General features: G+C 55.0%; 19 protein-coding genes and 2 pseudogenes. 9 read left to right on the top strand and 12 right to left on the bottom strand.

The features are described from left to right. Positions 1-1,206: 1,206 nt before the first annotated feature. The 7 genes and pseudogenes from ACYSMN_RS18190 to ACYSMN_RS18160 all read right to left on the bottom strand — a co-directional run bounded on the left by ACYSMN_RS18190 (position 1,207) and on the right by ACYSMN_RS18160 (position 7,906). Positions 1,207-2,277, bottom strand: a complete 1,071-nt coding sequence (locus ACYSMN_RS18190; RefSeq protein ID WP_488925340.1) for a hypothetical protein — start codon at positions 2,275-2,277, stop codon at positions 1,207-1,209. 95 nt (positions 2,278-2,372) lie between these two features. Continuing rightward, positions 2,373-2,714: a hypothetical protein gene (locus ACYSMN_RS18185; RefSeq protein WP_488925339.1), complete on the bottom strand. Its 342-nt coding sequence runs from the start codon at positions 2,712-2,714 to the stop codon at positions 2,373-2,375. Between the two features lie 263 nt (positions 2,715-2,977). Beyond that, positions 2,978-3,538 (bottom strand): hypothetical protein, encoded by a 561-nt coding sequence (locus ACYSMN_RS18180; protein ID WP_488925338.1) that lies wholly within the window; start codon positions 3,536-3,538, stop codon positions 2,978-2,980. A 1,043-nt stretch (positions 3,539-4,581) separates the two neighbouring features. Further along, positions 4,582-5,400 (bottom strand): hypothetical protein, encoded by an 819-nt coding sequence (locus ACYSMN_RS18175; protein WP_488925343.1) that lies wholly within the window; start codon positions 5,398-5,400, stop codon positions 4,582-4,584. A 129-nt stretch (positions 5,401-5,529) separates the two neighbouring features. Further along, positions 5,530-5,694, bottom strand: a pseudogene (locus tag ACYSMN_RS18170) (PAAR domain-containing protein); the annotation flags it as partial. Positions 5,695-5,705: 11 nt separating this feature from the next. Further along, positions 5,706-7,559 carry a type VI secretion system Vgr family protein gene (locus ACYSMN_RS18165; RefSeq protein WP_488925337.1) on the bottom strand — a complete coding sequence of 618 codons (1,854 nt, stop codon included), beginning with the start codon at positions 7,557-7,559 and terminating at the stop codon, positions 5,706-5,708. 164 nt (positions 7,560-7,723) lie between these two features. After that, the gene (locus tag ACYSMN_RS18160; RefSeq protein WP_488925336.1) at positions 7,724-7,906 is read right to left on the bottom strand and encodes a hypothetical protein; all 183 of its coding nucleotides are present in this window, start codon (positions 7,904-7,906) and stop codon (positions 7,724-7,726) included. A 71-nt stretch (positions 7,907-7,977) separates the two neighbouring features. Between ACYSMN_RS18160 and ACYSMN_RS18155 the strand changes: the two genes are divergently transcribed. Then, entirely contained in the window at positions 7,978-8,619 is a 642-nt protein-coding gene (locus tag ACYSMN_RS18155) for an alpha/beta hydrolase (protein ID WP_488925335.1), read from the top strand. A 386-nt stretch (positions 8,620-9,005) separates the two neighbouring features. On the opposite strand, the gene ACYSMN_RS18150 is transcribed toward ACYSMN_RS18155, so the two are convergent. Continuing rightward, positions 9,006-9,998, bottom strand: a complete 993-nt coding sequence (locus ACYSMN_RS18150) for an NAD-dependent epimerase/dehydratase family protein (RefSeq protein ID WP_488925334.1) — start codon at positions 9,996-9,998, stop codon at positions 9,006-9,008. Between the two features lie 284 nt (positions 9,999-10,282). On the opposite strand from ACYSMN_RS18150, the gene ACYSMN_RS18145 reads away from it, so the two are divergent. Both ACYSMN_RS18145 and ACYSMN_RS18140 read left to right on the top strand, forming a co-directional pair. Continuing rightward, positions 10,283-11,428, top strand: coding sequence for a patatin-like phospholipase family protein (locus ACYSMN_RS18145; RefSeq protein ID WP_488925333.1), 1,146 nt, complete (start codon positions 10,283-10,285; stop codon positions 11,426-11,428). A 334-nt stretch (positions 11,429-11,762) separates the two neighbouring features. Then, on the top strand, positions 11,763-12,002 hold the full coding sequence (locus tag ACYSMN_RS18140) for a hypothetical protein (protein WP_488925332.1): 240 nt from the start codon (positions 11,763-11,765) through the stop codon (positions 12,000-12,002). Between the two features lie 56 nt (positions 12,003-12,058). On the opposite strand, the gene ACYSMN_RS18135 is transcribed toward ACYSMN_RS18140, so the two are convergent. Together ACYSMN_RS18135 and ACYSMN_RS18130 are read right to left on the bottom strand one after the other, a co-directional pair. Beyond that, positions 12,059-12,916, bottom strand: coding sequence for a DNA/RNA non-specific endonuclease (locus ACYSMN_RS18135; RefSeq protein WP_488925331.1), 858 nt, complete (start codon positions 12,914-12,916; stop codon positions 12,059-12,061). A 632-nt stretch (positions 12,917-13,548) separates the two neighbouring features. Further along, positions 13,549-14,994 (bottom strand): amidohydrolase family protein, encoded by a 1,446-nt coding sequence (locus ACYSMN_RS18130; RefSeq protein WP_488925330.1) that lies wholly within the window; start codon positions 14,992-14,994, stop codon positions 13,549-13,551. 261 nt (positions 14,995-15,255) lie between these two features. On the opposite strand from ACYSMN_RS18130, the gene kbl reads away from it, so the two are divergent. Continuing rightward, the gene (kbl, locus tag ACYSMN_RS18125) at positions 15,256-16,503 is read left to right on the top strand and encodes a glycine C-acetyltransferase (RefSeq protein ID WP_488925329.1); all 1,248 of its coding nucleotides are present in this window, start codon (positions 15,256-15,258) and stop codon (positions 16,501-16,503) included. A gap of 302 nt (positions 16,504-16,805) precedes the next feature. Beyond that, positions 16,806-17,504, top strand: coding sequence for a hypothetical protein (locus tag ACYSMN_RS18120; RefSeq protein ID WP_488925328.1), 699 nt, complete (start codon positions 16,806-16,808; stop codon positions 17,502-17,504). A gap of 290 nt (positions 17,505-17,794) precedes the next feature. Here ACYSMN_RS18120 and ACYSMN_RS18115 read toward each other — a convergent pair whose 3' ends face one another. Next, the gene (locus ACYSMN_RS18115; RefSeq protein WP_488925342.1) at positions 17,795-17,938 is read right to left on the bottom strand and encodes an element excision factor XisI family protein; all 144 of its coding nucleotides are present in this window, start codon (positions 17,936-17,938) and stop codon (positions 17,795-17,797) included. 127 nt (positions 17,939-18,065) lie between these two features. Between ACYSMN_RS18115 and ACYSMN_RS18110 the strand changes: the two genes are divergently transcribed. After that, positions 18,066-18,638, top strand: a complete 573-nt coding sequence (locus tag ACYSMN_RS18110; protein ID WP_488925327.1) for a Crp/Fnr family transcriptional regulator — start codon at positions 18,066-18,068, stop codon at positions 18,636-18,638. Between the two features lie 86 nt (positions 18,639-18,724). Then, entirely contained in the window at positions 18,725-19,636 is a 912-nt protein-coding gene (locus ACYSMN_RS18105; RefSeq protein WP_488925326.1) for an NAD-dependent epimerase/dehydratase family protein, read from the top strand. 149 nt (positions 19,637-19,785) lie between these two features. On the opposite strand, the gene ACYSMN_RS18100 is transcribed toward ACYSMN_RS18105, so the two are convergent. Beyond that, a complete protein-coding gene (locus ACYSMN_RS18100) occupies positions 19,786-20,148 on the bottom strand; it encodes a hypothetical protein (RefSeq protein WP_488925325.1) in 363 nt (120 codons plus the stop codon). Positions 20,149-20,487: 339 nt separating this feature from the next. Between ACYSMN_RS18100 and ACYSMN_RS18095 the strand changes: the two are divergent. Together ACYSMN_RS18095 and ACYSMN_RS18090 are read left to right on the top strand one after the other, a co-directional pair. Beyond that, positions 20,488-20,709: pseudogene (locus ACYSMN_RS18095) on the top strand (ATP-binding protein); the annotation flags it as partial. A gap of 100 nt (positions 20,710-20,809) precedes the next feature. Then, positions 20,810-21,541 carry a response regulator transcription factor gene (locus ACYSMN_RS18090; RefSeq protein WP_488925324.1) on the top strand — a complete coding sequence of 244 codons (732 nt, stop codon included), beginning with the start codon at positions 20,810-20,812 and terminating at the stop codon, positions 21,539-21,541. Positions 21,542-21,663 lie beyond the last annotated feature (122 nt).

Raw genomic sequence — 21,663 nt, 5'->3', positions numbered from 1 at the left:
GGGTTCTAGTACCATGACCCAAGGTACTGCATTTCTACATAATCAGTACATGACCCATAGGTCTATGTTTTTTACTTTGAATATACCATAAACAGGCACTTCGAAAAAAAAGAATATTTTTGCTGTTGTTGGTGGGGTGACCAGCGTAAAGTCTTCGAAGGGAATTTTCATCTTCGATCTGCCAAACAGAGAAGGAGTCTTCAGATAGACGTATTTTTCATCAAAAGCAATGTGACACGTGTTGTCATATGCTTCAGCTCCGATGCAAATCGATATTCGGTGACTTTTGGATGGGAAAGAGGTGGTGTGATATACCTTGTATAAGTTGCCCCAGCCAGTGTAGAATATCTGGGGCTTAAATCTTCCGTTGAAAAGATCACGGAACATAAAATAGAACATTATAATAAATATTACTCACTGTACTGTTTGCTCGAGTATTTTTTGCATCGGTCATGTAATTACACTAATGAAGATTAGTACCTAGTAGGCCTTTGGCTTCTTACCCGGTCACAGTAATTTCTTCCTTCTTCATCATATTCATGATCTTAGCTGCATATTCTTTGTCGAAAACTATTTCGACGTCGTTCACGCTGAATAAGGCTTGCGTATAGATCGGAACCAGAAGGATGGTATGTCTTTTGGGTAAAGCAGTTATCAAGAACGAGCAATAGGAAATATGTAAGTGCCCCTTAGCAAAAAACTTCTTTTTGAGGTTTACTCCATTTGCATCCAACGATATGTACACGCAATCATTATACCTCACTGGCCCAATCAAAGCAGACGTAATATCCAGGCCTGTGGGGGTTCCGGGCTGCCCGTATAGTTTATGCAAGTGCTTCCATCCTTTTCGGAAAGGATTAAACCGTAGTTTGCCTAGCGTGACATACCGTATAATCGCGTAGAAAAGCAAACCCTGAAAAGTAACAATCGCAGTAACGGGCAGCCAAGATACTAGGGCAGAGAAAGTCATGTATAGCCAACCAAGACGGTAGGATTACTTGAGAGGAGGGAGCCAGGGACACCACCCATACCAAAGCCAGGGCTATGTACATACAAACCACTGGGTGCTTTTGTGGGGGAATCATGAAATTCTTCCCCTAGAAACTTCTAGTTCTCCCTTAATTCGGAGAAAAGCAGCGACTTCGCCTTTTACTCTCAGAAAGAATCTATGCGTGGAGTTCTTATAAATTAGGTGATGACTATTAGTTATGGCTTGACGGTCAAGTGCTCCTGCATAATCTCAAAGGCTCGTTTGCAGATAGCCCAATCGTTGGGGGCGGCTTCTCGCGTGAAATGCATACTCTCGGCGTAGAACCAGTACTTGCCCACTTGCCCCCGCAACACGTGCCGCTCCTGCATGGGGGCCTCGCCCGCGTTGATCTGCCGTCCCACGGCTCGCTGCACGCGGGTCAGGCCCCCGAAGTCGGGCGCGGCCGTGAACGGGCTAGGCTCAAAGGCAAGTCCTTGCTTGGCGTGCGTGTCCCGCGCTTCTTGCTCCAGGCGGTCCATATCTGCTTCTGTTTGGTTGGCTATGACCATTAGGCTGATGCGCCCAATCTGCCGGCCAGCGAATTGCTTAGTAAGGTGTACTTGGTAGAAATGCTCATCGCTGAGCGGGTTTTCTTGCTGCTCCCAGGACACTGGGAAAGCCGTTGCTATTTTGGCTGGCACGGCTCGCACCAGCGTGCGCAATTGCTCAGCGTAAGGCCACTCCGCAGGGTGTAGCAGGTTGAAGTTGTTGATAGCCATGTAAAATACCCTCGCCATCTCCGGCGTGTAATGTTCCGCCGACGTGCCAACGGAAACCACGAACAGGCAGGCCCCGCCGATCTGCGGCAGGGCGTTCTTGCGGACGGTCCAGCGCGTAATCTGCTCTTGGCCTGGCTCTCCGCGTATGGTTAGCACATCGGGAATGGCTCCTCCGGCGGAGGGAGTGAATCGTTGGTGCAACACCTTTTCACCCATGCGTTTCAGATTCGTGCTTAACACATCTTTGGGCGCCGTTTCCGCTACGCTATACCCCAGCACTACTTTAAGCTCCACGGGTGGCGAGTCGCGGGGAGCCTGCATATGGAGTTGAAGCTGCGCGGGGTGCTCCGGCGTGAGCGGCTGCCAGGGCAGCTTGATCTGCTGCCAGGTGAGGGGTACCATTACATTATAGTGCAGAGCTGAATTCGGATCGGCATCGTCATCGAGCACGCCAAACAGCTTGGGTATTTGGGCGGATGAGTACGGTGACGTGGTAGGAAAAGAATCGTTAACAGTAGAGGCGGACACGGGAGAAGAATTCTTGGTAGATGTATCAGGCGCATGGTCGCAACTGGTTATACTGCAGAGCGCCAGGAGTAAAACCAGCAATTTAAGGTAATGGATCATGTGGCGGGCAAATGCTCTACAATGTGACGACCATACTTCTTTTCCATCCATAGATCCAGGCCATCCACACGAAAGAAGTGGTATAAGTCGGGGGCGAACACGCGGGCGTTTAGTGGTCGGGCCACCTGCCGAATTTGGCGGTAGGGCAGGCACAGCGTGGTAGGCTGAAGACTACTCTGCCGTTGCAGGTACAAGCCCTCATCGGTGGCCCACACCGAAAGCGGATACTGGTTCCATCCAACCCGCACCGAGGTTTGCGGCTTGTATGACGTTGGGGCGTCTAGGCCATACTTTTTATGCAGTTGCTTCCATCCCAAGTGAAAAAAATGAGATGCCAAGGGTTTTATGGTAGAACGATACGTAACATAAAGAATTATTAACGCATACAAGACGCGGCCTATCTGGTCCAAGATAAAAGCCATGCGTTATTCGATATAGTATGGTTTCGGTAATTTTTACGAACCCAGAGCCAAGAGCATACGCATAAATATTCATAGCTACCGCTCAGCGTTGGTGCTCATATAGTTGTTCTGCTGAAAAGAATATGAGATGGCACTATACCGTGCAGCAAACAGAAGATGGGGCTAGATGCGGAAATTGTCTACGGCTTGACGGTCAGATGCTCCTGCACGATCTCAAAGGCGCGCTTGCAGATGGCCCACTCATTGGGAGCGGCCTCGCGGGTGAAGTGGATACTCTCGGCGTAAAACCAGTACTTGCCTACCTGTCCTCGCAGCACGTGCCGCTCCTGCACGGGGGCCTCGCCCGCGTTGGTCTGCTGGCCAACGGCCCGCTGCACGTGGGTCAGCCCCCCGAAGTCGGGCGCGGCCGTGAACGTGCTAGGCTCGAAACTTATTCCTTCCTTGGCATGTACGTCCCGTGCTTCTTGCTCGAGGCGTTCTATATCAGCCTCCGTTTGGCCCGCCAGCACCATTAAGTTGATGCGCCCGATCTGCCGGCCCGCGTACTGCTTGGTGAGTTGCACCTGGTAGAAATGCTCGTCGCTGAGCGGGTTTTCTTGCTGTTCCCAGGAGAGCGGAAAGGCTGTGGCTATTTTGGCTGGTACAGCTCGCACTAATGTGCGCAACTGCTCGGCGTAGGGCCATTTCGTTGGGTGGGAAATATAAAAGTTGTTGATCGCCATGAAGAGAACGTTTGCCATTTCCGACGAGTAGTGCGAAGCTTCGGTGCTGGCTTGTACCACAAATAAATGCCCGCCACCTGTTTTCGCCCACTTCTTCAATACCAGCCAGCGAGAAATACGTTCTCTACCTTCGGTACTTGAGATTGTCAATATATCTGGCACCGCTCCACCCTCTCGCGGTAGATGTACCTCGCGCAATATTTTCTCCCCATGTGTTGCCAGATAAATAGAGAGCCAATCACTCGGGGCTATTTCGTCTTCTATGTACCCGATATAAACTTTAATTTCCGCTTCTGGGCCTGTTAGTGATTTGACGTGCCCTCGAAGTTCAAACGGATGTTTGCGTGTTACCAGATGCCGAATTCCTTTTACTTGTCCCCATTGCAAAGGCATCATAACTCCAAAGTGTAACGCGGAGTCAGGATCTTGCTCATAATCAAGCACACCAAATAGCTTTGAAATTTCTTCTTTGCTATAAGGGATTATTGTTGGGAAGTAGACTTGAGTCGGACTTGACATTGATGTTGATTTTACTTCACTCGGAGTCGTTACTACTTCGGAGGATGGATTATCACAGCGTGAGAACAGTAAGACAGCGAATAATGCCACTGAGGCTGTTTGCTTCTTCATGTGTGGTGCAAAATGATATTCGTGTACTTCTCTTCGATCCATACATCCACATTTATGATCTTGAATACGCCATAAACTGGAATTTTGAAAAGCATCACTTTTGCGACGCTAGGTGGGGAAATAAGTATAAAATCTTTATAAGGAATTCGAATTTTTGATCTGCCAAGAAGTGAGGGAGTTTTTAGATAGACGTAAGCATTGTCAAATGCTATATGGCATGTTTGATTATATAGTTCAGCGCCAATACGGATAGATATTCTGCTGCTTTCAGATGGAAAAAAATTAGTATTGTATATTTTGTATAAGTTGCCCCATCCAGTATAAAATATCCTCGGTCTAAATTTGCCAGTGAAAAGATCGCGGAATATAAAATAAAACATCACTATCGATAACACCCACCATATTCCCCTTTCAAGCAACTCCTGCATATTTTAACCAATCAAGACAGATGGAATACCTGTAAGAATAGTTCCTGATATACCTCCTGCCCCGAAGCCTGGCGTACGTACATAGCCTCCAGCAGGTAAGGAAGAAACATTAGGTACCTCAGCTTTAAATTCTTCGCCAATAGAAACTTCATATTCAGCTTTAATCCCAAAAAGCAAAGCTATTTCGCCTTTGATACCAGCGTATATCCTACTTGTTTTTCTGTCTAAATAGCACCAAAGACCTGCACCACCGCCTGGTGAAGCTAGGAAGCTTCCTCCACTTTTGCGCGTGCCTTGAATATTGTACCCATTGATAGAAGGAGTTGTTCCTACCGTTGCAAATTCATAAGAGGCAACTTCTGCTCCTGCTTCACCTTTTACAGAGAACCCTTTGCGAACACCATCGTCACCAGCGAGGAGGTCTCCATCGGCTTTTGCGTGGAACCCATTAGCTTCAACGGCGACGCCACTTCCGTTCCGGCCTTCTGCACCTTCTGGTGCTGCCATAATAGAGCCTCCCCATTTAACCATCCCCGCCTCAGCTCCAGCGCTAATGCTTCCGCCTCTGTCGGTCATAGGGGCAGAATATTTTCCGTTTACATAAAGTATATCAGCGCTGTGCGTGCCATACAGTTCTGCCCCGTTTGCCTTTGCTAAAGTGCCACTGTTGCGTACACGAAGGACTTCAGCAGCCCCGTCCATACTATCATAAGAACCATCCTGATTAGCGTCAGTAATGTGTCCTTCTGCGTGCATGGATGTAACACCGTTCTTCTCCTTATCATTTTGCTCGTGGAATTGCCCATTTTTTTGGGGGTCCATGCTTACAGCTCCTTCAACTGGTGGAGCGCCGAGTGTAGGTGGAACACTAAAAGTTGCTAAACTAGGTGCCATGCACCCCGTCACATCGCCCATACGGGCGGCGGGCATCCCGTTGATGAAGACCGTGGCCGAACCTTGCGTGATGACCCCCGTGCCGTGCATAGAGCACATGATGGAGTCGCCCTGGCGGGCGGCGGGCTTGCCGCCGATGAAGACGTTGGTGGAGCCGATAGCGACGGAGCCGCCGTGACCGGCGCCGTCGAACACTCCCGCGGCTGGTTTTCCTTGTCCCATGAGGCGGCAATTTAGGAATTGATGTTAACGATGAGGCCCTTGATGTCGGTTGTACCCTGCGAGACCATATCAACGGCGGTGGGGCTTTCCACGATGGTTTTTTGCGTGCCCGCTAGCTTAGCTGTTTCCGCGGCCTCTACGGTAGCGGTTTTGTTGGCATTCACCTTGAAATCTTCGGTGGTAACATTCACCTGATTCCTGGATGTAAGCTCAATCTTTTCATCGGCGTCCAATCGGATTTCGCGGGCGCTGAGCTGAATGATGTCGTCCGCGCTGAGTTGGATGCTGCCCGAGGTGCGCAACGTGATACCGCCGTTGTCGGCGAAATATATCTCCAGGGCCGTTTCTTTGGATTTGCCGCTTTTGCCGTTGCTGATGACAATTTTCTCGGCGCCGCGCTGGTCGTGGAAGGTGATCTTGTTACCGCCGGCCGTTTGCAAGCCTTTCACACCATTACCGGCGGGCGAGTAGCTGGCTTTCTGCTTGTTGTTGCCATGAAACATATTGCCCAGCACGAAAGGCTGCTCGGCTAGGTTGCCGTGGTAGCCAATGAGCACCTGCGAACCTACCTCGGGCTTGAACAGCTGTCCCTTGCCATTGCCGGAGTAGGGGGTGAGCAGCCGTAGCCAAGTGGATTCGGCGTCCTTTTTATTCTTTACGTGCCAATGGTAGCGCACTTTCAGGCGGCCCAGCTTATCGGGGTCTTTATCGCTAATGACCTCTGCCAGCTCAGGTGTGCCATGAGGGGCAGCATAATACGGGTTCACGGGCGGCACGTCGAGCAGGTGCGGAATGGCCGTGAACGAGTTGCGGTAGTTGCCCAGGGCATCAACGTGATGCGTGATTTCGATGATACGGTACGTGCCGAAGCTTTCCTCGTCGAGGTTGCGGGTGCCAAATCCTTGCCCACGAATGGCCAGTAAAGCGCCGAGCGAGAGGGCCGGATAGTCGCTAAAGCCCTGCACTTTCACCAGGTCGGCGGCACGGTTGGCTTTAAGTACGCGGGCTTCATCGGCGAGCTGCGAAGGCGATGCGCCCGGCACTTCGGCTGCTACGTGCGTTGGCTGCTTAAACAGCTCTTCGGCCTGCGCCAATACCTGCTTGCCATAGCGGTGCTGCTGCAAGCCGGCTACCTGCTGCGTGGTGGTGTCGCCGGTAGTATGGAGGTGGCGCTTGTAGTCGTATTCGTAGAGCGTGGTGCGGGTGGGCTGCAACTCCAGGCCAAAGTGAAATCCGTTACGTTCGCCATCGGCTTCAAAGTCGATAGCCTTAGTCGTATCAGGCGCACCCAAGCGTAAGGTTTGGCCATCGTAGTAGAGCCATTCGCCGTACTCGGCAGCCAGCCGGCTCAGAAAAGCATAGTTGGTTTCCTCGTACTGCACCACATAAGGCAAGGGTGCCTGATGCACGGGCTTAATGACGCGCGGCAGCAGGTTGGTTTCGTAAGGCGCGAGTACCTGGTTGAAAATGGCCGTCAGTGTTTGCTTAACGAAGGTGCGCTTTTGCAGGCCGTCGCTCAGCCGGAAGCAGGGGCTATGCCCTTGCACCCGGATGCTGGTGGTGTAGTCCGAATCCTGGCCCGTGCTGAGTCCGCCTATCAGGCCCTTAAAGCGTAGCTCCTGGGGCGTATTGAAGTGAAAGTCCTGGTCGGCCTGGATGAGCACTTCCAGCGGCTGGCCGAGCAGCTGCCCCGGCGCCTTAGTAAGAAACGGCGTGAGTGGCCCTTCCACGTGGTCGAACGGCACGTCAATGGTTAGCGCGTGCGGGGCAAACAGGCTTTGCGTGAGGACTAAGGAGTGAAAATGGAGGCCAGGAGCCAAGGTTCGGCCAGCGCAGCGCACGTCGAGGGTAATTTGTCGAGCCATATAAAGCAGAAAAAGTTGGTAGCAATGAAGCGAAGCCGTGCAGGGGTTGCGAGCAGAATATAAGGCACGGCTAAAGAATCGAGAAGACCAAAGGTAGAAGGATTTTACTAAGATTATATGGTTTCTGATAAAGACAGTGGTTTTTGTGTAGGTTTGTTTTCTAACTATCCCTCGTTGTATGATGAGCCTATTTGATTCACCTCCCGGCCGCCCAAGCGGCCGAGCCGCTGGCCTGCACCAGAGCCGCCCGCATCAGTCCGCGTCGAAGCCAACAGGCCGCGCCGCAGCCGCACACCAAGGCCGGCCTGCGCCGGTGCCACAGCCACAGGGACGCGTTGCAGCAACACGCAACGCTATAGTAGCCCAAAAAACTCGGATTTATTTCGTCGCCGGTGCTGGACTAGATACTGACGGCTGGATGTATACTCGCCGTTGGGCAACAGCTTTTCAACAGGCTGGCGCCCGAGAATTTATTCCTATCACGAATATTTCGCATGATATTCCTGGTAAGGGGCTCCCATCTTTGAATGACATCTTGTTTACGACTGAGTTTCGACTTTTTACACATGAACCGGTGCCTACCAAATATGACACGCGTGGTATTCCGCAGGCTTGGGGCCAACGCATTAAAACAGATATGATGGTGAACAAGGCTGTTGACCGGATACTGAATGATTGGCGTGAAAGCCCTTTAGGTAAAGAGGGTAAATTAGTCTTGATTGGTTATAGCTATGGAAGTGTAGTTCAATCGCATGTAGCTCTTAAGTTGCACCGTATGGGGTATAAAGTGGTTACTGTAGTCTTGGTGGGCAGCCCCGTGCCAAGCAGCTCCCAGCTATATCAAGCCCTAACGAAAATAACGCACGTAGAACGGATAGATATACCGGGAGATAAGCTCAGTAATCCAACCAGTTTACGGCAATATTTTGAAGGGGCTCAACAAAATTCAAACGATAATGGCCCGCATTTCGACTTGGCTCGTCCAGACGCAACGACCGATCGTAGAATACAAACTACAGCTCGAGAAATCCTGAAAAAAGTAGAACGCCATGCACGCTAGCTTCCCACTACGCACTGTTTTGTGGTCTACGGTTATCTATTGGCCTCTCGTTTTATTCAGCGTGCTATATCAGCACGCCGCTGCATGGAGCAAGCCATCTGGTTTTGCCGCAAAGACGTTGCTTTACATCTTAAAGCTGTTAACTCCACTGCCATATGGATTGGTAGCTAACTGGTTGTTTGCTATGTTGTGCATTCTGGCCGTGACGTGGTTGTACAAGCGAGTTTTTGGGAAATAGACTAATGCAGGATTTGGTTTGTGGCATTAACGGCACCTAGCTCTACCGCTGAGACTGTATTGATTTTAGTCAGGTTTATAGACTACACAGAAAAGCCCCACCGATAGGGCGAGGCTTTCATAACTGGCGGCGCAAGCCGAAGCGTAGGCTATAGCACGGGCTCGGCTATTGGCTGGCGCAGGTGCAGCAGCATGTCGTCGGTCATTTTATCGAGGTTGAATTCTGGCTGCCAGCCCCAGTCCTGGCGGGCGGCGGTGTCGGCTATGCTGGCGGGCCAGGAGTCGGCTATTTGCTGGCGCGAGTCGGGCTGGTAGGTTACCTGGAACTCGGGGTGGTGGCGCTGGATGCTGGCCGTGATTTCCTGCGGCGAAAAGCTCATGGCCCCGAGATTATAGCTGGAACGCACCTTGATCTGCTCAGTTGGCGTGTGCATGAGGTCCAGTGTGGCCTTCAGCGCGTCGGGCATGTACATCATGGGCAGGTACGTGTCGGGCCGCAGGAAACACTCGTAGGGCTGGCCCGCTACGGCTTTATGGTAGATGTCGACGGCGTAGTCGGTGGTGCCGCCGCCGGGCAGGCTCTTGTAGCCAATGAGGCCAGGATAGCGCAGGCTGCGCACGTCGAGGCCATGCTTGCGGAAGTACCACTCGCACCATTGCTCCCCGGCTAGCTTGCTGATGCCGTACACCGTGTTGGGGTTCATAACAGTTAGCTGGGGCGTGTTGTGGCGAGGCGTATCGGGACCGAATACGGCAATGGACGAGGGCCAGTACACCTGCCGCACGCCCAGGTCCACGGCTGCGTCGAGCACGTGAAACAGGCCGTCCATATTCAGTTGCCAGCCAAACTTGGGGTTCTTCTCGGCGGTGGCCGAGAGCAGCGCGGCCAAGTGGTACACCTGCTTGGGCTTGTACTGGCGCATCACTTCTTCCAGCCGGTTTTTGTCCAGCACATCCAGCAACTCAAACGGCCCGGCTCCTTGTACGTCGGCATTTTTAGGGGCGCGCACGTCGGCTGCTACCACGTTGGAAGCCCCGTAACGCTGGCGCAACTCGTGAGTCAGCTCCAGGCCAAGCTGGCCGCCGGCGCCGATAACAAGAATGGTGTCGCCGGGAGTGGTGGCGGAACTGGACGTTTGCATAGGGAGTGAGGAGGTGGAAAAGGTGGGAAACAGGGGCGTAAAGATACCGGGCGGGGCGGTTCCCACACCAAGTGAACCTCCCAGCTCTTCGGTACGAAATGCAGGCCCGACGCGTTTGGCTGCCCCGACAATGCAACGTACCAGCCGTTTTTTCACTCAGAGGGGCAGCAGACAATCCTTCATTTTCCTAAGTCGAGTGCTAAAAGGCTCGCCCGACAACCGCAGTAGTGCCGAAATATATTACTTCACTCACCACTCGTGTAGTTCAAAATTCTACTTCCCTGATGCGTAGTCTATTCCTGCTTCTTGCCTTGCTGGCTGGTTTTTATTCGGTGAAAGCGCAACCAAGCCAGCCAGTTTACCGCAACCTAGTAATGGAAGGCGGCGGCATTCGGGGCATTGCGTACGGTGGCGCTTTGGAAGAACTGGAGAAGCAGGGCGTGCTGGCTGGTATTCGGCGAATGGGCGGCACCTCGGCTGGTGCCATTCAGGCGGCGCTGCTGGCCGTGGGTTATTCGCCACAGGAAATTGTTGCGGTTCTCAACAATACCCCCGTGCAACGGCTCAACGACGGCCGACTCATGTTTTTCGGTGGCACCACCCGGCTTCTCAAACAGTACGGCTGGTATCGCGGTGACCAGTTCACGAAATATCTGAGCGAGTTAGTCGCCCGCAAAACGCAGCAACCCGATCTAACGCTGGGCCAGCTCCACGCACTCCGCCTACGCGACTCCACCACGTACCGAGACCTGTACACCACGGGCACCAACCTCACCACGCAGCGTTTGCAAGTGTTTAGTTACGAAACGCACCCCTCTATGCGCGTCGCCGATGCCGTGCGCATCAGCATGAGTATTCCGCTCTATTTTCGCGCCGTTCTGCTCGACACGCTGGGCCACGTGGTGCAACGGCCAGCTAAGGGACAGCCTGTGGAAGTGTTGGTTGATGGAGGCTTGCTTGCCAACTATCCCATCGATTTGTTTGATGATCCGCGCTATTTGTCGGATGCGGCCAAGAGAGCAGTACTTTCGCCCAAAGCAAATGAAGTTGACTCATCACTTCTTGTAACAATTTCTCTTGTAGCAAATAAAATTGTTACACGAAGAGTTGGAGCCGCTACGCCGCGCGTTTTCAATCCCGAGACCCTAGGCCTGCGCCTCGACCGCGCCGAGCAGATAGCCTACGACCTACAACCCGGCGGCCGGCAGCAGTTGGCGCCCTACAGAGTGCACGATTTTGGCTCCTACGTTGGGGCCCTTTACACGGTGGCCATCGAAAACCTAAACCCTGCGCTTCCAGAAGATTGGACGCGCACTATCAGCATCAGCACGCTAGGCTTCAACCCGAAAATTAAACGAGTTTCCGACGCGCAGAAGCAGCAGCTCATGGATAGCGGCCGGGAAGGTGTGCGGTCCTTCTTCCGGCGTTAACACAACGATAACAGCCTTCAACTAACCATCGGTGGCCTTTACGCGCAAACTATTTGCTACTCTTTCATCGGATTCTTGAAGCTGCCGAAACGTGCTGGATCTGCTGCATTGTGGAAAGCCAGTCGTTTCTACTAGGCAAAATCAGGTCGGTGTACTGCCCCAGTTGGGTCCTTACTAACGCTCCCACACTCGGCCCAAATTCCCTTTTTAACAGCGAAGCTTTTGTATTTGAAAAAGCCTCTATGAAATTCTGACACAACTACTAGCTTTGGGCTATCGGCAGCAGCTGATATCAATAGGTTCTAAGCTCTCAATCCAAGTCAATCTCTCTTACATGAAAGGGTTTATTGAAGTCTCACAAGGGGAAGATAAGCACCTGCTGGCGGTGCATTCCATTGCGCACATCAGCGTCTACAACAGCGAAACGTATATTCTACTACTCACGCAACGGCTGCAAAACGGCCAAGGCAAACCCTACTCGCTGGTAGTTGATGAGGATTATCCGACCGTTAAGCGCCTCATCGAAGAGGCGCAACGGGAAGCCACACCAAGCAGCTTCTCGACCCAGCGCTGAGGCATAGACGCTACGCCGCTACCTAGGCCCTCCTTCCTGCCAGACCTATAGCCCGGCTAATTCGTTGGGCCGTTATCGGTACGGGCTTCAATAACTTGCTGTACGGCAACTGGCACGGCTGAAAGCAGGTCTAGGCCGGTAGCTGCTTCTATAGCGTCGATGCTGGTGCGGTACTGGCCCCAGTTGGCGCTGATGGAATTGTTGTTGGGTGTGTCAATGGCGATGACGCGGGTGCTGCTTGTGACGCGACTGGCATCGTCGGGGCCGGTTGGTAGCACTACCACGACTTTCCAGCACCGGGCCGGTACCGTTACGCGGCCCTGGTCGAGCGTTTGGGTGAGGCTGCCGTTCGACCCAGTGCCACCTTTGCCGTAGGAGCCGCAGATGATGTAGACCTCGTTGCCCGTGCCGAGGAAAGTGCGGCAGTAGTCTTCCAAATCGGCCCAGGTCTGTTGGTTGCTGCGCGGTGCCTGGGGCATCATATTGGTCATCAGAAAGGTGGCCGAATTGTCGGCTACGGTGCTGGTGCGGTCGGCGGAAGGGCAGTTGTGGCCCCGGTCGAAGCCCGAGCCGGAGTAGCTGTTGGCTTGTACCTGGTACCAACCCCCAGGCAGGCTGGCATCGGGGCGAAAGTCGTCTTGGCGTGTGGCGAAGCCGCGCCAGCTCGCATCGAGGTGCCAGCTTACCCAGTTGGGAATTCCCCGGTCACGATGATACGACAGGGCGTATTGGGGCTTGCTAAGCAGGTAGTTAGTAGGTTGCCCTACGTCGGCAGTAGCGCCGCTAGGATTGCCGAGGGTAAGATGCTCGGGAAGGGTCGGGACGTTGGGTGTCGCCTCCTTATCATCGGAGCAAGCAAAAAAAGGCACGCCAGCGGCCAGCAAGAGGACGTAACGAAAAGAAGAAAAACGCATGCAACAACGGGAAATTCGTGGGCAGCCAGTCTGCCGTTGCCACGAATTTACGGCTGTTTGCGCTGCTCTAGGTAGGCATCTTGCACATTCGCCAGTTGGTAGCTCTGGCTGACCTCAGTCGTGGTGCCGCAGTTGATAGATGCGCGCAGGTAGAGCGACCACGCAACTGCCTATAGTGTGGGAACAGCAGGCAATTGCGTGGTTAATAGCTTTTTATCTAAGAAGACCGTATTAGCAGTTGGCTATCCGCGTTGCAGCGCGACACTAGCAATACTCAAAATCATGAGGACGAACATAATTGTCCACAGCAGTAGTACCCACCGCTCACGGCGGCGGTGCTTGTTTCGTTTGCGTTTCATAAGTGAGAAGTAGAGAGGGGGAAGGAAGTATACGCATAAACCGACAGAAAACGATATTAAATCCTTAATGTCGAGTAGATTGAGCTGATCTGTGAGGCGGCATACTCTACCAGCAAGAGAGCCAATTATGCTTCAAGTAGTGGGCATAAGGAAGTTGATTCAGCCTTCAAAACGTAGGGGCAGCACCGCAGTGCCACCCCCTAGTTAGGTACTCGTACTATCTGGACCAGCCAAGGCCCCAGGTGTCGCACCAAGTGAGGTCTGCGCGACAGATTAGTGCAAGCCAACCTTCCCCTTCACCGACTCGAAAATTTTTCCTGAATCGAAGCCCACGCCACGCTTGAACACGATTTCCATGCGTCGCATCTGCTGAATATCTTTTTCGGGGTCACCGTCGATGAGCACTAAGTCGGCTTGCTTACCGGGCTCAATGGTGCCTATTTCCTTCTCGCGGCCAAGGTAGATGGCGCCGTTCAGGGAACTGATTTTGATGGCCTGTACGGGCGTGAAGCCAGCTTCCACTAGCAACTCTACTTGCCGACGGTTGGAGTAGCCCGCAATGGTGCGGCCCGCGCCCGTTGGGTCGGTGCCCGACACGAGCAGGCCGCCCGCGTCGTGGAATTGTTTTTCCCAGCCCATTTCCTTCTTGAATAACGCCGTGCTGGCCGAATCTTTCTGCTGGTTCTGCTGCCAGGTGTTGGTTTCGCGCTCTTGCAGCTGCGGAATCAGTGCGTCCATACCGCCGCCTAGCACCACTTCGCGGCCGGTATAGGGCTCGAACACTGGCAGGGTAGAGGTGAGGGCCACCTTCTTGCTCACCAAAAAGCGGATGAGGTTCTGCATCTCGGGGCTGTTGGCGGGTAGGTTCAGCAGGCCTTTGCGGGCGGCTGGGTAGTCGCAGTTGTCGGCGCCTTTGCCGGGGGCGAAATCGGAGCTAGCCATGAAGCCATGCTCCAGGTTGTCGATACCTAGCTCCGCGGCTTCGCGGTAGGTGATAGCGCATAGGTGGCCCGTGACTTTGAGTCTGCGCTGGTGTGCCTCGCGCACCACGGCGGACAAATCGGCGCGGGTGGCGTGCATGTACATTTTGAAGGACGTGCAACCCTTATCGGCCCAGAAACGGGCGGAGTTGGTGGCGTCCTCGGGGCCATTGATGGTGTTGAGGGCCGGAATGTCCATGCCCGGTTCTTCCATGTAGGGCGCCGTCACGTCGATGTCGGGCCCGATGAGCTTGCCTTCCCCGATCAGGCGCTTGATGGCCAAATCTGTCTGCGGCTCGATGCTACCAGCGGTGCGGATGGTCGTAGCCCCGCCCGCCAGATACAGGCGCGGGAAGGAGTAGGGCATCTGGGCAATATTGAAGAAGCTGCCCGCTGGCATGGTGTAGTACAGGTGCTCGTGCAGCATCACGAGGCCCGGAATCAGGGTCTTGCCCGCGCAATTAATTACCTGCGCCTCCTTAGGCACCTTCACCTTTTTCACCGGCCCTACCTGTTCGATGCGGCTGCCCCGCAGCAGCACCGTTTGGTGCAGCTGCGCCGGCCGCCCCGTGCCGTCAATGACTTTAGCATCCGTGAGGGCAATTAGCGGCGCGTCCGTCCGAATGAATTCACGCACTTGCGGGGTGAAAGGCTGCGTTGGCGCCTGGGCCGCGGCGACACCGGGCAAGAGCAGAGAAAAGGCGAAACCGAGCAGGCGGCTGGCTGAGGGGAAGCGCATGGGCGAAGACGTAGGGTAGGATGCAAGTATACGAGGTGTCTCGCTCCAACTCTTTTCAAGAGGAAAGGTGCTCAGGCAGTTTTGTTGCTGACCTTGTCTTCTTTCGCATTGTTATTGATAACAGCCTTGCTTCCGCCAGCAGTAAACAGTAGTTCTGCAACAGTACCAAGCGACGCCGCAGGCTTATCTTTGCTTAAGCCACATGCGCGGCGTGTCACCTGTCGCGTATAACCTGTCACCTCATTTTCAGTCACCCACCCGATGTATACCACCCTCCAGCCCGACCTCGAAAAGCAGCTTCAGGAAATCAAGGACAACGGCCTCTACAAGAAGGAGCGCATCATTACCTCGCCGCAAGGCGCCGAAATCGAAACGCAGGAAGCGGGGGAAGTACTGAACTTCTGCGCCAATAATTACCTCGGCCTATCGTCGCACCCGGAGGTGGTGAAGGCGGCCAAAGAGGCTATCGACACGCACGGTTACGGTATGTCGTCGGTGCGCTTTATCTGCGGCACGCAGGACATTCATAAGGAGCTAGAGCGCCGGCTGGCCGAGTTTCTGGGCACTGAAGACACCATTCTCTATGCCGCCGCCTTCGACGCCAACGGCGGTGTGTTCGAGCCCTTGTTCAACGAGCAGGACGCCATCATCAGCGACGCGCTCAACCATGCTTCCATCATCGATGGCGTGCGGCTGTGCAAGGCCCAGCGCTACCGCTACACCCACAACGACATGGCCGACCTGGAAAAGCAGCTCCAGGACGCGCAGGCCAAAGGCACCCGCCACCGCATCATCGTCACGGATGGCTCGTTTTCGATGGACGGCACCATCGCCCAACTCGATAAGATTTGCGACCTGGCCGACAAATACGAGGCGCTGGTGATGATAGACGAGTGCCACTCAATGGGCTTCCTAGGCAAAACCGGCCGCGGCACCCACGAATACCGCAACGTGCTGGGCCGCGTCGACATCATCACGGGTACGCTGGGCAAGGCGCTTGGCGGGGCAATGGGGGGCTTTACGTCGGGCCGCAAGGAAATCATCGACATGCTGCGCCAGCGCAGCCGGCCCTATCTGTTTTCCAACACGCTGGCGCCGGCCATCGTGGGTGCCAGCCTGCGCGTGCTCGACCTGCTCACGGAAAGCACCGAGCTGCGCGACCGGCTGGAAGAAAACACCACGTACTTCCGCGAGAAAATGACGGGGGCCGGCTTCGACATCAAGCCCGGTGAGCACCCCATCGTGCCGGTCATGCTCTACGACGCCAAACTGGCCCAGGAATTTGCCGCCCGCATGCTCGACAAAGGCATCTACGTGGTAGGTTTCTACTACCCCGTGGTGCCGCAGGGCCAGGCCCGCATCCGGGTGCAGCTCTCCGCCGCCCACACCCGCGAGCATCTCGACAAAGCCATCAACGCTTTCATCGAAGTAGGCCGCGAGCTAGGCACGCTCAAGGACCGTTCTGCCGCCCAGCCCGAAGCCGGCCAAGTGGTGACGAACACGCCCTAGGGAAGGTAGCGTAAACACTGGCCGTCGGCTAGCCTTATTACTCCCACTTCCGGGCCTTGCCTGGCAGTGGGAGTTTTTGTTTGTGGATATGGATAAGACACTACCTGCGGCGCGGGAATTCTGTTCCCAACTCACTACGCCTCTTGGTGGCCGGCCGCAACGCGCACCATCCTACCCAGGCGATATGCCTCACAAAAAGAAGCCTGAGCTGCCGAGCTTATCGCCGTTTCCTTTATATTCAGCCCGTGCAGTATTGCCCGGTAGGGGCCGGTGTTCTCTCATCTTTTTTCTCTGTTGTAAGCATGGCATCACCTTTCAAAAATCGGTTCAAGAATTTCTTCCTGAGCAAAAGCATCAGCCGGGAAAACATGAAGCAAATAGCTGGCGAACATCTTGCCGCGCTAGAGGCTCCCAACCAACCGGCCAAAGCTCCCAATACCGCTGCTATGGCCGCCGCGCTCCGCCCACTCTATGCGCAGTTTGGCGTGGGGCTCGGCTCAGGAGCGGCTGCCGTGGCGCAGCGCCAAGGCGAAACGGGCACCGTGGTAGACGCCTTCACGGCCCTGAAAGCCTATCCAGCGGAAGCGGCACGCAAGTTCATTTTGCCTGTTTTCGACGAAGACTCAAGCGTCTACAAGGAGTTTTTTCCGCAGGGCCGGTCTGCCTTCTCCGGTGCTTCCCAGACCAGCATTGGCACCGACATACGCGCCTTTATCCTGACGGCGCAGAAGTACGCCGAAAAGATAGGCCCCACCGTGGCTGCCCGCGCACAGGAGCTGCTCACCGCCTTCGAGCAAGCCGATACGGCCCAGGCCCAAGCCGCCAAAAAAACCAAAGACGGCAGCCAGACCATCAAGGCCGACCAGCGCGCGTTGGCCGTACTATTGTTCGCGCATTATGGCTCCCTGTTGGCGGCCTTCGCGGAAGATCCAACGCAGGCCGAAAGCTATTTCGACTTTACTATGCTGCCCGGCACCAGCAAGAAAGAACAACCCCAATAAGTTGCGGCCTCCTAATTTGTAACACAAGGCCCCGCCGGTAAACCGGCGGGGCCTTGTTGTGCGGGAGCAGAAGTAGCTACCAGAGCTTGTTCCAACATTTGGAAGGCAGGAAAACACAGGCTGTAGTGCATTCCACATATCGGAACGCAGGAAAACAGCTGTTGTAGGCCGTTCCAAAATACGGAACGTGCGGAAGCGAGCGTCGGGGAGCATTGCAATATTCGGAATGCGTAAAAAAACGTGTCCGGTGTCGTTCCAAAATCCGAAACGCGGCGAAATGCTACAAACGACTACGCCCGATCTTCAGGCGAAAGAGTCGCCCATACAATGTCTTCCCGCGCGACGCCTTCCAGCGCCAATTCCTCTTCCAGGTAGTGCTCCGTGTTATTGACGTGAATCCAGACTTGCCCGTTGGTGATTTCGACGTGCTGAATGATGCCGTAATAAGGTAATCTTCAATGAAGTTCTACCTTGCACGAGTTGATTGTGAGGGAGGCTGCTTCGTGCTTTTTGCCTTAATTGGCCGCTGACGCGTCCGCCTACAGCTACTACTACCCCGCTATGAGCCTGTCGGTCTTTTCGGCTTTCGTGCGCACCTTCTGCCCCGTGCCCGATGACGCGGCAGCAGCCCTATTTGCCCTGTTTCGGCCGTTGATGGCAGACCGTCGGCAACGCATTCAGCAAGAAGGCAACGTGATAGAGGACGTGTTCTTTCTGGAAAGCGGCATTCTGCGCGGCTACTACCTGCGCCCCAATGGCGAAGACATTACGTCGAGCTTTTATTTTGGCCCCACGCTGGCCGGCGACATAGTGGCCCTGCGCGAACACACGCCCACGCGGCTCAACATCGAAGTGCTCAAGGCTAGCGTCATCTGGCGGGCGCGCCTGACCGACATTGAGGCGTTGGCGCTACGCTACCCCATTATTGATAAGCTGTTCTGGGCGTTTTTCGAGCATATCTACACGTTCTATCACAAGCGGCAGCTGTCCTTTATTTACGACTCGCCCACGGAGCGCTACCTCAACCTACTGCGGGAACGGCCCAAGGTCATTGAGCATGTGCCGCAGCACTACATCGCCTCCTATCTGGGCATCAAGCCAGAAAGCCTGAGCCGTATTCGCAAACGGCTGTAGCCACTCGTTTTCCTAACCAAAGTCAATAGAGAAGGCGGCCGGCACCGGCACCTTTGCATGGTAGTCTTTCATCAAAATCTATTGTCATGCAAACCATTCTTGGGGCCAATGGCACCATCGCCCGCGAATTAGCCCGGCAACTTCCTGCCCTCACCGCCGAGCCCCTACGACTCGTGAGCCGCCAGCCCCGGGCAGTAAACCCAACCGATGAGCTGTGGCCGGCCGACCTCACCAACCCCGCCGAAACTGCGCGCGCCGTAGCCGGTTCGTCGGTGGCTTATCTGGTGGCGGGGCTACCGTACAACACCAAAGCCTGGCAGCGCGACTGGCCCCTGGTGATGACGAACGTGCTGAACGCCTGCGCCACCCACGGCGTAAAGTTGGTCTTCTTCGATAACGTATATATGTACGGCGCGGTGGAAGGCCCCATGACGGAGAATACCCCGTTCAACCCGGTGAGCAAGAAAGGGGAAGTGCGCGCCCGCATTGCCCGGCAGCTGCTCGACGCCATGCAGAGCGGCCAGGTGCAGGCCCTGATTGCCCGCTCGGCCGATTTCTACGGCCCGGCCATCGCCAACTCTGTGCCCAACATGCTGGTTTTCGATAACCTGAAAAAGGGCAAGGCCGCCCAGTGGCCGAGCAGCCCCGACCATCCCCATTCGCTTACGTTCACGCCCGATGCCGGCCGGGCCACGGCGGTGCTCGGCACCACCACGGCCGCCTACGGCCAAACCTGGCACCTGCCCACTGCCGCGCCAGCTCTCACCATGCGGCAACTAACCGAACACGCGGCGGCGGCTTATGGTGTGCGCCCCAAAATCAGCCCACTGTCCAAGCTCATGATGCGGGCCGTGGGCTTATTCGTGGAGCCGGTGCGAGAGTCGGTGGAAATGCTGTACCAAAACGACCGGCCGTATCTGTTCGACAGCTCGAAGTTTGAGCGGCATTTTTTCGCGCCCACGCCCTACGCCGAAGGTATCCGGCAGTCGGCAGTATGACAGCAAGCGTGCTGAAACAACTGGTGTAGCGCGACTGATGCCCGCGTTTGCCGAGCCACGCTATGTGGCCCGGCAAACGCGGGCATCAGTCGCCGTCTATCCTAACGCACCTGGCTGGCGAATACCTGCCAGTGCGAAATACGTGGCTGCTACGCCGCCCGGAAGCCGGTGGCTTGCCGGATGTTGCGTTCGTTGCCGGTGGCAGGGTCGGCGTAGGAATGGTCGCCTACTTCCACGGAGAGGCGCTTGCCGATGAGCTGCTTGGTGTCGAGGCTTTTGCCTTCTTCGGGCTTGATGCCTACGGCCGAGTACAGTTGCAGGATGATGGGCCGGCCAGCATCGGAGTTGTAGAAGCGCTGCGTCACGAACCCGTCTTCGCTTTCCATGCGGGCGGCGAAAAACGGCACGCTCTGGTGCTCGCTCACGCCTTCTTCAATGTCGGTGATTTCGACCGTGTGGCGGCCATCGGGCAGAAAGCCTTTGTCTTGGCCTTTTTCAACGGGAATTTTCATATGGCTCAAATTTTTAGTTTGCGGAGACTAATAATATTGGCTAATAACGAAGGCGAGCAGGCAAGGTTACAGTCGGCTGCCTTTCTCACTACGCAACCCCACGCCAAAAGGGCCGCTCTTCGCAGGGCGGCCCTTTTATCGGCTGGCATAGACAGTAGCGCGAAGCTCCGGCTTCGCGCATCGTTGAACGACAATCGTTGACACAACTCAGACATCAGCAACGACGCGCGAAGCGGGAGCTTCGCGCTACACGCCGGACGGCAACCGCAAACGCGCTCTAATTAGCAGCTACCACGGTGCCTTGCAGCTTGAGCACCTGAAGACGTACTTCATTTCACCGACCACGGCCCCGGCATCGCGCCCGCGCATCAGCGGCGGGTGTTCGACAAGTTCTTTCGGGTGCCGGCCGGCAATACGGCCGTCGTGCCGGGTTTTGGGCTGGGTTTGTACTACGTGCGAAACGTGGTGGCCGCCCACGGTTGGAAGATGGCACTACATAGCGTTGTCGGTCAGGGCTGCACCTTCACGCTCACGCTGCCGCTGCTGAGAGGAGAGCTGTAACCTATACGCTTAGAGTTGTAAGCTTTGTGTTTAATAGGCCGATGAATAACCAGCATCCAAGGTCTCACCTCTCACTCCTATGGTCTCAGGTCTTACTACTATGCCACTTGCCCGTACGCAGCCCCACATTCTGTATGTCGAGGATGATGTTAATTTGAGCTTCGTCACCCTCGACAATCTGGCGCTGCGCGGCTACCGCGTGACGCACTACTCCGATGGCGCCGCGGCCATAGCTGCCTTCAGCAACGAGCCCACCACCTTTGATTTGTGCTTGCTTGATGTGATGCTGCCCCAGGTAGATGGCTTCGGCCTGGCGCGGCACATTCGGGCGCGTAACCCGCAGGTACCCATTCTCTTTCTGAGCGCCAAATCTCTGAACGAAGACCGAATCATCGGTTTTCAAACCGGCGCCGATGACTATATCGCCAAGCCTTTCAGCATGGAAGAACTGGTGTTGCGCATGGAAGTGTTTTTGCGCCGCCGGGCCGTAGAAACGCCGGCCCGGCCTGTGCATCACCTCGGTAGCTACCAGTTTTACCCCCACGATTTCCGCCTGCTCGGGCCTGGCGGCGAAGCCCGGCTCACTCAGAAAGAAGGCCAACTACTAGCCTTTTTCGCGCAGCATCTCAACCAAGTGCTGCGGCGCGAAGACATCCTACAGGCCCTCTGGGGCGACGACGATTATTTCCTGGGCCGCAGCCTGGACGTATTTGTGTCGCGGCTGCGCAAGTTCCTCCGTCACGACCCGGCCTTGCATCTGCAAACCATTCATCGGGTGGGGTTTGTGCTGCGCACAGAAGCGGAACCAGAGATGCAGAAGATGGTGCAGTAGAGCAGCAGGAAGAACCCCAAAATACTATCTGCTCAGAGCGAAGAATGAACAGTTAGCGCCTCGTGCTTGCCTGCTTCAGGGAGTAGTTGGTAGTAAGTAGCGAGATAAACAGTAGGTGACTC

This window comes from Hymenobacter sp. M1-2, assembly GCF_057808495.1.
Note: the sequence above shows the minus strand (reverse complement) of the source record. Positions and strands in the feature narration are given on the sequence as shown.